The 13,148-nt window shown below is 59.3% G+C and carries 8 protein-coding genes and 1 pseudogene; 4 read left to right on the top strand and 5 right to left on the bottom strand.

Going from position 1 to position 13,148, the window contains the following annotated elements; translation table 11 throughout:
• Positions 1-350 precede the first annotated feature (350 nt).
• The 5 genes from cax to aspT (AC1DWF_RS25240) all read right to left on the bottom strand — a co-directional run bounded on the left by cax (position 351) and on the right by aspT (AC1DWF_RS25240) (position 8,314).
• Entirely contained in the window at positions 351-1,442 is a 1,092-nt protein-coding gene (gene cax / locus AC1DWF_RS25220) for a calcium/proton exchanger (protein ID WP_476788047.1), read from the bottom strand.
• Positions 1,443-1,577: 135 nt separating this feature from the next.
• Complete coding sequence (locus AC1DWF_RS25225) at positions 1,578-1,934, bottom strand: potassium channel family protein (RefSeq protein WP_476787302.1); 357 nt, start codon at positions 1,932-1,934, stop codon at positions 1,578-1,580.
• 37 nt (positions 1,935-1,971) lie between these two features.
• Positions 1,972-3,663 (bottom strand): aspartate-alanine antiporter, encoded by a 1,692-nt coding sequence (gene aspT / locus AC1DWF_RS25230; protein WP_476788045.1) that lies wholly within the window; start codon positions 3,661-3,663, stop codon positions 1,972-1,974.
• A gap of 80 nt (positions 3,664-3,743) precedes the next feature.
• Positions 3,744-6,455: a decarboxylase gene (locus tag AC1DWF_RS25235; protein WP_476842178.1), complete on the bottom strand. Its 2,712-nt coding sequence runs from the start codon at positions 6,453-6,455 to the stop codon at positions 3,744-3,746.
• Between the two features lie 167 nt (positions 6,456-6,622).
• Positions 6,623-8,314, bottom strand: coding sequence for an aspartate-alanine antiporter (gene aspT, locus AC1DWF_RS25240; protein ID WP_476788043.1), 1,692 nt, complete (start codon positions 8,312-8,314; stop codon positions 6,623-6,625).
• A 668-nt stretch (positions 8,315-8,982) separates the two neighbouring features.
• Here aspT (AC1DWF_RS25240) and AC1DWF_RS25245 point away from each other — a divergent pair.
• The 4 genes and pseudogenes from AC1DWF_RS25245 to AC1DWF_RS25260 form a co-directional block, all read left to right on the top strand.
• Complete coding sequence (locus tag AC1DWF_RS25245; protein WP_476842179.1) at positions 8,983-10,164, top strand: porin; 1,182 nt, start codon at positions 8,983-8,985, stop codon at positions 10,162-10,164.
• A 134-nt stretch (positions 10,165-10,298) separates the two neighbouring features.
• Positions 10,299-11,906, top strand: a complete 1,608-nt coding sequence (locus AC1DWF_RS25250) for a bifunctional aspartate transaminase/aspartate 4-decarboxylase (protein ID WP_476788041.1) — start codon at positions 10,299-10,301, stop codon at positions 11,904-11,906.
• Positions 11,907-12,102: 196 nt separating this feature from the next.
• Positions 12,103-12,369 (top strand): hypothetical protein, encoded by a 267-nt coding sequence (locus AC1DWF_RS25255; RefSeq protein ID WP_476788040.1) that lies wholly within the window; start codon positions 12,103-12,105, stop codon positions 12,367-12,369.
• 12 nt (positions 12,370-12,381) lie between these two features.
• Positions 12,382-12,749, top strand: a pseudogene (locus tag AC1DWF_RS25260) (alpha/beta hydrolase); the annotation flags it as partial.
• Between the last annotated feature and the right edge of the window lie 399 nt (positions 12,750-13,148).

The raw sequence follows: 13,148 nt of genomic DNA on the forward strand, positions 1-13,148 counted from the left end.
GTCCAGCACTCATTCGAAGAGGCGCCGACCTTCCCATTCTCCTTATCCTTGCTGGGGTCATTGGGGGTTTGATTGCGTTTGGCCTTTTGGGAATTTTCATCGGCCCCACTGTCCTTGCTGTGACCTACACATTGTTGAATGCGTGGATGGCTGAGGGCGACTAGTCATGGCCCAGACGATCGCCGCCAGGACTGGCCTGAGCACCAGGAGGCTAGCGACAATAAAGCCGCCAATGAACAGTACCGCCAGCGTCACTCAGGCAAGATTTTGACGCGGACCGGCCATCCTGCTTGGGCCTTCTATGTCCAACTTCTGCCCCTCCCAATTGTTCGCCTCCTGGCATCCATTTGCTAAATCTGCGGCGGCAGAAGGTACAGCGTTATGGCGAATACCAGGTAGACCATCAAAGTAAACACTCCCACGAACCACGCCGAACGTCCGGTGCTTGTCATCAAAAAAGCCGTCATCGTCGAAACGAAAACCATGATCACCGCGCCTGGCCAGAACCACAGATCCATCGGCGTAGGGCCGATGACATAGCTCAGCAGGACCAGAACCGGCGCAACGAACAGTGCTATCTGGGATGCGCTTCCAAGTGCGATACCCACGCTCAAATCCAGCCGGTTCTTGCGGGCGCCGGAAAAGGCCGAGGCCATCTCTGCGGCGCCTCCGACCAGCGCGACGACGATGAAGCCGACGAATGCGGGAGTCATGCCGAACGTAACCGCCGCTTCCTGCACCGACTCGACGAAAATCTCGCTCACCAGTGCCACCAGCACGGTCACGCCGGCCAGGACAGCAAGCGCCAGTCGCACTGGCCATATCTCGTCACCCGCCTCGTGGTGGGATGCGCTTCCGAAAAATTCGCGATGTGTCTTGAGCGAGAATAGCAGACCCAGCGCATAGGTGCCGATCAGCAGTACTGAAAGCCCAACGCTCAATTGATGGGTAAAGGCCGATGTAGAGACAGACTCGGCATCGAGAATTGCGGACGGTGTCATGATCGCGATCGTTGCCAGAAACAGCAGACATGTTTGCAGCCGCGCGCTGTCTCGATTGAATTCCTGCGTATGGTATTTGAGACCGCCAAGCAGAAACGACGCACCGAGCATGAACAGCGTATTGGTGACGATAGCTCCAGCAATCGACGCCTTCACCAATGTGTACTGGCCGGCACGAAGGGCGGCCAATGCGATGACCAGTTCCGTCAGGTTCCCGAGCGTGGCGTTGAGAAGCCCCCCAACGGTATCGCCTGTCTTGGCTGCCACAGACTCTGTTGCGGAACTCAGCAGCGTGGCCAGCGGCACGATCGCCAGGACGGAAAGCACAAAAAGCAGCGTGTGCGCTTCGGGCTCAAGCTGCTGTGCGATGAACACCACCGGCACGAAGGCCAACAGCCAGAGAATTGGATTGCGGCGGATTTCTTTGAGCAAAAGAAGCATAGCTAAGGTCGTCTTCCTTTTCCTGGCCCAGAACTTCTGTCCATGCCTGCAATCGGCAAGATGCCTTCCGACCAGTCAGTTCCGCAGCATCGCTCTCCTGACCGTCGGTAGTTGGCATCCTGTCGCCGGGTGAACCTATTTCTTTTCGGGATCCTCGGTCTCCGTCGCTCGCAGCGCCTGGACACTGACAGCCGCAACAAGCCCCGTCAGTATGATGCCAGAAAAACCAATCAACACCGCCAGAATCCGCGTCATGAAATGTTGTGGCGCAAAATCCCCGTAGCCAATGGTAAGGCCGGTCACAAAGGTGAAATAAAGAGATTCATCCACACTCCAGCCTTCTATACTTCCTATGATGAGGCCTACCGCAACCATGGCCAGAAGAACCCCTGATATTATCGGCCATAAAACATACAGCTGCCTTAGGAGCGCAACAAAGAAGATGCGCCTTATTTGCCTCGACTGGAGTTTGACGGGTGATTCTTCAGGCATCGACTTATCCCTCTCGCACCTGACCCAACGACGGATATCAGCCGGCCATTACCCCCACGATCACCGTTCCCCATGTCGTGAGCAGGATGTGGCCGATTGGAACCGCCGGCGTGTAACCGAGCACGGCGACCGGACTGCCGGACCGGTCCTGGACGGCTGCCATGCCGGCCGTCATGGTCTGCGCCCCCGCCAGTCCCCCCAGCAGCAGTATGGGGTTCATGCGAAGCAGGTAGCGGCCAACGTAAAGCCCCACGATCATGGGCACTAAGGTGACGATCATTCCACCGAACAGAAGACCTATGCCCGCTTCGGCGATGGCAGACATGAACACAGGTCCGGCATGAAGACCGGTCATTGCGACGAAGGCTGCAAGGCCGAGCGCGGTCATCAGTGAAACGGCCGCATCCGGTATCCGACCGAAGAGGGGGTGACGCGTGCGCAGATGCCCCACCACCAAACCCGCCAGCAGCGTGCCCACGCTGGTACTCAACGAAATCCGCATGCCCGCGATGGGAACGGTGACGAGAACGCCGACAAGTCCACCAAGGAATATCGCAAGGCCAAGAACGAAGAAGTCGGTCGCTGACGTTGGTGCGACGACGACTCCAACGCGCTCAGCGGCACGTGATACGGCCGCTTCTGGGCCTACCAGCCGCACGATGTCGCCACGTTCGACCCCGATCCCGGGCGCGAAAGGGATGTCCTGCCCTCCACGCGTAATGCTGCGGAGATAGACGCTCCTTGCCCAGCTCTCCTTCGACACATCCTCGATGCTACGGCCTGCAAGGTCCGGGCGTGTCACCAGCACGTCTGCGATCGAGACCGGGACATCGAGGAGCTCAGGATCCTCAACCTCGTCGGCGCGCTGCTCTAGCACGTCCACCAGCGTCTCTCGTCGACCCGACACTGCAACGACGTCGCCGGTCTCGATCACAAGCTGTGGGGTCGACTCCATGATCTCGCCTCCCCGCCGTAAGCGCTGGACGAAAAGCCGATGCTCTGGAAATTTTTCCTCGGCGGCCTTCACTGACAGGCCGACGATTGGCGCATGCGCCGCGATCCGATAGGCGCGCAACTCAAATCTGTGCCAGGCTGACGAAACACCAGCCGCAACGCGCTTGATGCCAAGTTCCTTCTCCAGCTTGAGTGCCTCGGCAGTCAGGTCGATGCCGAGCAGCTTTGGCCCGGCGACACTGCAGAACAAGATGACGCCAACCGCACCGAATATGTAGCACACCGCGTCTGCTACAGCGATGTGTGCCACAAACCGGGCACGGTCTGCCTCAGGCAGAGGGAGCGCGTTGATGGCCTCGGTCGCCGTGCCCATCGCCGGGCTCTCGGTGAGCGCGCCCGAGAGGAGCCCCGCCGAGAAACCCGGGTCGAGGCCGAGCGTCTTGGCAACGGCGATGGCGGTGAGGAGCCCTGTCACGCACACGACCACGGCGAGCACCACCGGCTTTACCCCGTCGCGCTTCAAGGCCTGCAGGAACTGTGGCCCGACCGAGTAGCCGATGCCAAAGAGGAAGAGCAGGAAGAGGAAAGACTTCGCCGTACTCGAAACCGGCACTTCGGCGAACTGCCCGATCAGGATGCCCGCAAAGAGGGAGCCGGTAACCGGCCCCAGGCTGAAACCTCCAAATTTTATGCCGCCGATCAGGTAGCCGATGCTGATCGCAGCGAACACGGCGAGCTCGGGATACTTGACAAGGAAATGTTCGAACCAAGCCATGATCAAACTTGCTCCCGCCTTCCCGAGCCCAAGCTACCGCGCATGCACCATTGCACAGCGCGGCTTGGGCAGTACCCGCTTCAGCGCTTCGACTTGGCTGCGACGGCTTCTGGTTTCACCAGTTTCAGTCCTCTCGCCTTCTCRTAGCCGTGGATYTCCTTCACATCGAGCTTKCGCATGAAGTCGATCGTCTCYTGYGTSAKCACCTGKCCCGGCACCATGATCGGGAAGCCCGGCGGGTAGGGAATGACGAAGTTGGCCGACACCATCTCCGGCCCCTCGCGCAGCCGCTTGTCGCACTCGGCGCCGGCGAGCGGCACATATTCGCAAACGGAGGCGTCATAGGCGTTGAAGAAGGCGGAGCGAATGTCGCCCTCCGGCGTGTCCCGCCCGGCGTCGCTGCGATACATCTCGTGGAAATGGCTGAAATTGGGAAGGTCGGGCACGTCGGTCATCAGCGACTTCACCCGCGCCGCAAAGGCCGCGCGTTCTCCCTCCCCGCCGTCCGCAAGACGCTTTTCGATGCCATGGCAGATCTCGACCAGSACGCGGATGAGRTGSGCGATGTCGCTTCKKGTGTTGTTGATGTTSGACTGCAGCAGCACGCTGTTGCGCGASGTYTTGTTSAGCTGGATGTCATACTCGTTCGCCAGCAGGCCCTTGAACTGGGTTCCGTCAAAACCGGCGGTTCCGCAGACCAAAGTCATGCGGGTGGGATCGAGGTAGAATTCGTCTTCTCGCATCGCCTTGACCGCAGTGGCCCAGGTCGAGCCCGGCGCGAGATAATCCTTGAAGCCGGACTGGCGGTACTGTGCCGGGATCATTTCGTCGGCGCCGAGCACGCGGAAGTATTTCGAGATCAGCGGGTGTTCGTTCACCGCGCGACGGATCTTGAGCCCGATCTCGATAGCATTCATTACCAACCCATAACCCTCSAGCTCCATCTGCCGCCGYGCGACGTCGAGGCTGGCGATSAGCTGYTGGTTSGGGCTGGTCGAGGCATGGGTAAAGACTGCCTCGTGGAACTGAGCTTCCACCGTGTGAAAATCCACGTCCTTGACCAGAAGCATGGAACCCTGGCGGATGGCGGACATCGACTTGTGCGTGGAATTGGTCTGGTAGACACGAAGCCGCACTAGCCGCGGATCGGGGATCAGACGCGTTGCTAGCAGCTTCTCGTCAGAGGGTTTGTCGCCGAGTTCCGCCTGCTGCTTTTCATATGCATCGACGGACGCCGGATCCCGCAGCCAWTCCTCGAGRTCSGCSGCMGCCCCCATGGCCGTGCGCGGRCGCAGGAASGGCGAGAAGCGSGCRAACCCGGACCAKGCCTCGTCCCAGAGRAAGATGAGGTCCGGCTTGAKGGCGAGGCATTCCTCCATMACGCGGCGMACRTTGTACATRTGYCCRTCGAAGGTGCAGTTGGTSAGRTCMAGCAKYTTCAGCCGGTYCAGMCGKCCCTCSGCYYKCARYGCCAGCAKCGCCYKCTTGAYGGTGGCGAGCGGYACCGCGCCGTACATCGARWATTCCGTCATCGGGAAGGCTTCGACGTAGTAGGGCTGCGCGCCGGTGAGGACCATGCCGTAGTGGTGCGACTTGTGGCAATTGCGGTCCACCACTGCGATGTCGCCGGGTGCAAGCAATGCTTGCACTGCCATCTTGTTGGAGGTGGAGGTGCCGTTCGTGACGAAAAATACATGGTCGGCGCCAAAAGCCCGCGCGGCCATTTCCTGCGAGCGCTTGATGGTTCCGGTGGGCTCCAGCAGGCTGTCGAGGCCACCCGTYGTSGCGCTGCTYTCGGCCARRAASAGGTTGAGGCCGTAGAATTCGCCCATGTCGCGRATCCAGTCCGACTTGAAGACCGACTTGCCSCGSGCGATGGGCARCGCRTGGAATGTSCCGATSGGYCGSCGYGCGTATTTCTTSAGRTTGTCGAAGAAAGGCGTYTCGWAGCGGKCCTGCACGCCCTCCAGTATGGCGAGATGCATCTCCAGCGGCTCCTCTACCGCGTAGAAGATGCGCCGAACGGCATCCGCCGCCGGGTCTCCGGCAATCTGCTCTACCTGCCGGTCAGACAGCAGGTAGATGTCGAGTTCCGGTCTGATCCGCTTTAGTGCGCGCGAAAGGCGGAGCGCCGACATATCGGGTCCTTCGGACTCTCCCAGGGGATCCAATACGGAGCGCAGGACTGGCGCGTCACGGCGAGAACGGTAGGGGAAACCCTCGGCAAGGACGACCGAAATGATGTCGGGGTTCAAAGCAGCGGCGACCAGCGCATCTTCGAAGGAGCYGGCCATGACAGGCTCGTAAATGAATGAATCCTCCGGTCGGCGCAGCCTGCGCAACTCAGCTGCGAATGCGGGCCAACGAGCAGCTGGCTGGCTGTTGACGAAAAGCACTTCGAAATAGGGCCGGCGTCCACCGGCTTCGCCCGTTGCGGGTGGCAAAATGTCGGCCACCTCGCCCGACGACATCTCATCATGGACGTCCCACTCGCCCGGACGGCCGCGATAGGCACGCGTCAGAAGCCCGTTGGAGATACGCCGCGCGAGTTTCGCCGCTCCGCCTGCATCATTGGTGGCAATGCGCTCGCTCAAAGCTGCGAGCAACCGCGCACCCGGATAGGCGTGGCACTCTTCGACTGCCTCCATCTCGGCGATCGCCGCCTCCAGCGCTGCCCGCTCGCCATGTCCGGCGGCCCAGGCGTCCGCCAGTGTCGTGATCTCGCGCCAGTTGTCGGCACGTGCCGAATGTATGAGGAGGAACTGATCGATACGTGCTGTCTTGCGTGGCATCGCGTGCTCCCAATATTGGTTCTGATTTGAACTCCTGCCGCAGCCAACCGGCCGTCATCTCGCCATTTCGACGCGGCTACACTTTCGACGTCCATTGAACCTGGACAGTTCCACCTCTTGCAGGTCGTGGGCCGGCCATCCGAAGACGGCCGACCAAGGCGCCGGACCTAAGTCATCAGCATCACGAGGACCATGCCCCAGATGGTCAGCAGGGTGTTTCCGACGGCATAGGTAACTGTGTAGCCGAGCCCAGGGATCTGGCTCTTGGCGCGGTCGTTGATCATGCCAAGCGATGCCGTCGTCGTGCGTGCGCCCGAGCAGCACCCCAACAGAATGGCGGGGTGGAACTTGAACACGTATTTCCCGACATACATCGCCAGTATGAGCGGCACGGTCGTTGCGAAAATACCCCAGAGGAACAGGCTGAAGCCGAGCTGCTGCAGGCCCGCAACGAAGCCCGGTCCCGACGAGATGCCGACCACGGCGATGAACACGTTGAGGCCGACCGAATTCATGAACCAGACGGTCGACGACGGGATCCGTCCGAATGTCGGATGTACGGAGCGTAGCCAGCCGAAGAAGAGGCCCGAGATCAGTGCGCCGCCCGACGTGGACAGCGTCAGCGGCACATCGCCGATCTTGTAGACGATGGCACCGATCAAGGCGCCGATTGCAATAGCCGCGCCGATGAAAGCCACGTCGGCCACATCGGTTGGACGGTCTGCGACGCCAAGCGCCTTGGCTGCCGCCGCGGTGTCCTGGCTGCGCCCGACAATGGTGAGAATATCGCCCCGGTGGATCTTGGTGTTCGGCAAGATCGGAATCTCGGTTGCCGTAGCTCCACGGGCGATCCGCCGTAGAAACACGCCGCGCGCCGCCGGCAATTGCGCCAGCTCAGCCAGTGTCTTGCCGTTGGCGGACTTCTGGGTCACCAGCACGTCCACGCCCTCGATCGGCACTGCCAGCAAATCGCGGTCATCAACCTCTTCGGCGGCCTGGCCAATCAGGTCCACGAGCACTTCGCGCCGACCAGCCACCGCGACAATGTCTCCGGCCTGGACCACGGTATCGGCCGTGGCATCCTCGATCTTTCCGCCGCGGCGGATACGTTCGATAAACACGCGCTGGTCGGGGATCAGGGACTCGGCGTCATGGACCGTCTTGCCAACGATCTTTCCACCTTCACGGACCCGATATGCGCGCAGTTCGTAATGATGCCAGGCAGTGCCGGCACCGCCCACGTCGTTCTTGCCGCCATGCTCGGCTTCATAGCGCTTGCATTCGGCCTCCAGATCGATGCCCAGCAAGGCCGGGCCTAGCAAGGCCAACACGATGGCCGATCCGACCGTGCCGAAAATATAGGTGACGGCATAAGCGACAGGCATCGCATCGAGCAGCCGCTTGGTCTCGTCCGGCGGCAGCGCCAGGCGATTGATCGCATCCGTCGCCAGGCCCATCGATGCCGAAATGGTCTGCGAACCGGCGTAGAGGCCTACAGCGGATCCGACGTCATAGCCGGCCAACTTGGCCGCAAGCAACGGCGCGCCGAGGCAGAACACGCACACAACCACCGCAAACAGTGCCTGCGGGATGCCATCCCTGGCGATACCACGCACGAACTGCGGCCCCACGCCGTAGCCGATCGCAAACAGGAACATCAGAAAGAAGGTCGCCTTGAGCGGAGGCGAAATCGTGATGCCGAGTTGCCCGATGATGACAGCGGCGATCAARGTTGCCGTCACCGCACCAAGGCCGAGCCCCTTGTACGTAAAAGACCCGAAATAATATCCGAGAGCCAAAGAGAGAAATATCGCGATTTCTGGGTAACTACGAAGTGTGCTCACGAACCAGTCAAACATAGTGGAATCCCCTCTATGAATCTGTACGGCCGGTCACAACTCTGCGCTGCAAGGCGCATCGCCATTGAGCCAAGATTACACCCTTGCGTCATCCTTTCAAGATGCTACCATCTCGAAGCAAAGAAGAGACATATTGATGACTTCCAAAGCATTTTCGATGCGCTGGAAGTAATCGAAGGCTTGATCTGGAATCCGACAATCTAAATCATGGACCGGGGAAGTTTTGTTAATGCCTATCGCAGTTAACCAAAACTGAAATGAAAATGAAACGTCCATCATTTCCAGATGGCGTCATTTTGGTGACTGGTTTCCGGCAGTGGACAGCACTGCCTGGGGAGTTTTACACCATAAGCGGCAACCGCTCCCTGAGCACAAACCGCTCGCTGAAGCGGCCTCAGCGGCGACTTTTACTTACGAGTCGTCGCGAGAAGCTCGCCGCTTCCAGACATCAAGCCGTGCGCGTTTTGCGCTCCGTCGTCCAAGCCCGCTTCCATCACAACGGCATCGAAATTGTGGCTGGCCTTCGCGCCAAGACGTGGCTTCGGCGTTGCCAAAAGAACCACAAACTACAATCGCACCGAACGACGGTAGCTACCAGGCAATCTTTGATTTTGGCGGGGTCCTGCAATGCGGCGGTGCCGCGGATTGAAACGTATCGGAGATAGGGGATGATGCGAACTCAACGACAGACGCTGGTGGCGGCAATGGCCTTCCCGCTCATGTCGCTGGCAATGGCCATGCCGGCCGCTGCAGCAGACACAGCGGCAGCCAAGGCAGCCGATACCGGCAAGTCCACCCTGATACCCAAGCTGCGTGTTGGCGACGACAACAGCTATCTCGAGCTTTACGGGCAGATCAACAAGGGCCTGCTGGTATTCGGCGACGGCGGATCGACCTTGGGTTATGGTCCGGTCGACAACGGCAATTCATCCTCGCGCATCGGACTACGGCTATACGGGGCCATCTCCGAAGGTTGGTCGCTTGGTGGCAACCTGGAATGGGAGTGGACCCCTTACTCCACCAACTCCGTGAACCAGCTCAATCGTGGCGATTTCGATTGGGATACCAATCTGCTGCGCAAGGCGGAATTTTACCTGGAGTCCAAAGAGCTCGGTAAATTGTGGCTCGGCCAGGGCAGCATGGCGTCAGACTCGTCGGCTGAAGTCGACCTCTCCGGAACGACCGTTGTCGGATATGCGCTGGTTTCCGACATGGCTGGGGGACCTTTCTTTAGACAGTCCGATGGCACGCTCACTTCTGTGCACGTCAAGGATGCGTTCACCGATTTCGACGGGGTTGGCCGCAAGCTGCGCGTTCGCTACGACACGCCGAAATTCCTTGGCGGTTTCAGTCTGGCGACTTCGGTAGGACAGCAGGTGGTCCCCACGGATACCGACGTCACAGTGTGGGACATTGCCGCGCGATACGACAACACCATTGAAGACTACAAAGTCTCGAGCGCCATCGCCTTCTCCAGGCCCGGCGACGACCAAAATCTGTTCGATGGGTCGGTTTCGATTCTGCATGAACCGACGGGGTTGAGCTTGACGGTCGCCGCCGCCTATTCGGATGAGCAAAAGGTCGATGGGAAGTATGGCTACGTCAAGCTTGGCTATCAAACCGACATCTTCGAAGTCGGCAAGACCGCGTTCTCCGTCGATGCCTATTTTGGCAATGACATCGCAGCCGCTGACAGCAGCAGCACATCCTTTGGTGCCCAATTCGTCCAGAATCTGGATTATTATCAGACAGAACTCTATCTCGGCGCGCGCTCATATTCATACGATGAGGCGGCCGTAGATATCGACACCAGCTACGCCTTTCTCGCGGGAGCAAGGATGAAGTTTTAATGCCGGCGTGGACAAGCCGCCCGCGCAGGTAGCATKACGATCGTGAAGGAGGTCGCGGGGGGCTCACCCTCGTTGTTACGGAAATGAAGCAGAGCAGGCAATAATGCCCTGCTCGGTATTCTGGGAGTGATGTCATGGAAACGATTGACTACCGGGAATACGAAAAGATGAGCCCGTTCGAGATCAAGGACGGGCTCATAAAGCTAGCCAAGCTAAGCGCGCAGAAATCCGCCCATGCCCTGCTCAACGCTGGACGCGGCAATCCCAACTGGGTTGCGACCGCGCCGCGCGAGGGGTTCTTTCTGTTCGGCCAGTTTGCGCTGACCGAATGCCGCCGCACGATGGATGATCCGAAGGCGGGGCTCGCCGGCATGCCGCAGATGCGCGGGATTGCCGACCGCCTGGAGGCTTGGCTGGACAAGCACGCCGATATGCCGGGCGCTGACTTCTTGTCGAACATGGTTCGCCATGGCGTGAAGGCCCTGGGCTTCGATGCAGACGCCTTCGTTTTCGAGCTCACCGACTCGATCATCGGCGACAACTACCCTGTGCCGGACCGGATGCTCGTTCACGCCGAGCAGGTCGCTCATCGCTACCTCATGTGGGCGATGGCTGGCGATAAGCCGCCGTCCGGCAAGTTCGACCTCTACGCGGTGGAAGGCGGCACTGCCGCCATGTGCTACATCTTCAAGTCGCTGATGGCGAACCGCATTCTCAAGAAGGGCGACACCATTGCGATCGGCACGCCGATCTTCACGCCTTATATCGAGATCGCCGAGCTCGAAGATTACGCATTCAAGGCGGTGCATATCAGAGCGACGCAAGAGCATCGCTTCCAGTATTCGGACGAGGAAATCAAGAAGCTCGAAGACCCAAAGATCAAGGCTTTCTTTGTGGTCAATCCGGGCAATCCGACTTCGATGGCGATCGACGCGGCAACCATGAAGAAGCTGGTCGATTTCGTGAAAACGAAGCGCCCGGACCTCATCCTGCTCACCGATGACGTGTATGGCACCTTTGTAAACGGCTTCCGCTCGCTGATGGCGGAGCTGCCGCACAACACCATCGGCGTCTATTCCTACTCGAAGTATTTCGGTTGCACCGGCTGGCGCCTCGGCGTCATCGCACTGCACGAAAAGAACATTCTCGACGATATCATCGCCAAGCTTCCCGCCAAGGAGCTGGAGGCGCTCGACAAGCGCTACATCGCAATCACGCTCGAGCCACGCAAGCTCAAGATGATCGACAGGCTGGTGGCCGACAGTCGCGACGTGGCGCTCAATCACACCGCCGGGCTGTCGCTGCCACAGCAGGTGATGATGACCATGTTCTCCATGAGCGAGCTGATGGACACGGAGAAGGTGTACCAGAAGGCTTGCATGGAAATCTGCAATCGTCGCGTCGACAGCCTGCTCGAAGGGCTGCCGCTTGATGTTCAGCCCAATCCAAGCTTTGCGGGATACTACGGCACCCTCGATTTCGAGTTCTGGCTGCGCAAATACCAGGGCGAAGAGATGGTCCAATGGCTGAAAGAGAACGTGCATCCGCTCGACCTTGTCTATCGATTGGCCGAAGACCATTCGATCGTGCTGCTCAATGGAGGCGGATTCGACGCGCCCAACTGGAGCGTGCGCGTCTCGTTCGCGAACCTGCAGGATGACGTCTATGACGACATCGGTCGCGCCGTCCGCGCGGTCGCACGCGGCTACGTCGACAGGTTCAACGCATCGAAGAAAAAGTAGTAGCCTTATATCCCGGAGAGCTCAGCAGCGCCTTCAACGCTAACGGCTCGCCGGCGCGAAGCGCGGTTTGCTACCTCATGCAGGAGGTGCAAACCGCTACCTTCGAGCTAGAATGCATTAATTTGACGCCGTGCCCCTGGCCACGATCGCAATAGGTCTTTGTTTTGAGGGCCGACTGGTGGTCACGGAGTGTAATATGAGGATCATCCTTGCGGCATTTCTTGCCGCTGCCAGCATCGTCCCAACCGTAGCGCAGGCCGATCTCCTGGAGCGACAAACTGCACGGTACATCCGCAATGCCGGCTACACTTGTGATCGGGTCAGCGACATGCGGATCGTCAAAGGACGTTCCAACCAGTTTCAACGGGTCGTCTTGGTGACCTGCGCTGACGGTTATGGTCATGCAAGCTACGAACTGATTGTCGACGAGAATGAGAGGATCAAACAAATCAAGCGGCTCTAGGCCGACGACGACGCGAACCTTAGAGCGATTGATCCAGAACAGCCGCTTACAAGACTGAGCTTGCAGAAAGCAGCATCGCAGTTGTCGATCTAACCAAAGTAAGGACAGGCGATACGCTCCATCACGATAAGTTCGCTAGCTCCCCGGAGATTGTGAAGCTAATCGAGACGCGATTGTCGGATGGCCAGACCCTCTCTGACAGTCGGATGGGCCTTGGAGACAGGCTCGTCGCGGCGACAATCGGATGCTGCAGCGACAATTGGAGGCGCCGCAGGCATTGTAGTCGCAGCTCCATAGCCATCGTTGATCAAAACACTCGCGACAACTTAGGGTTGGACGACTTTCCGTCCGGGCTAACACCCGCCATGCGCTGCCAGTAGGACCGTCTTGGATCATCGCCGCCGAAGCGCGGCACTGTCATTCAACGTTTCTCGCCTATTTCCGACCTGCCGCGTAAAATTTCCGACAGCCTGTCAGGGGCGACAAAATCCAATCATTTCAATGCCATTGCGTCTCAGTCGAAAGTCGAGATGCGACAGTTGCGCGCGGTCGTCACTTGACAGGAAATTAACTTTGCCGGACATTCCTCAAGGKAAATTAATTTCCCGCATAGGCAAACCATTCGAAGCCGAAAACGGCCTGATGGAGGAGGAAAAATGGAAGCGACTTTAAGTCAGCAACGCGGGGACGCGACTCTCGAGCAGCGCATCGACAAGATGCATGCCCGCGATCGAGCGGGCCTTGTGGTTTTCGTTGCGGTGCTCTGGTGCACCATGTTG

The sequence above is a fragment of the Aminobacter sp. P4_D5 genome (genome assembly GCF_056401815.1).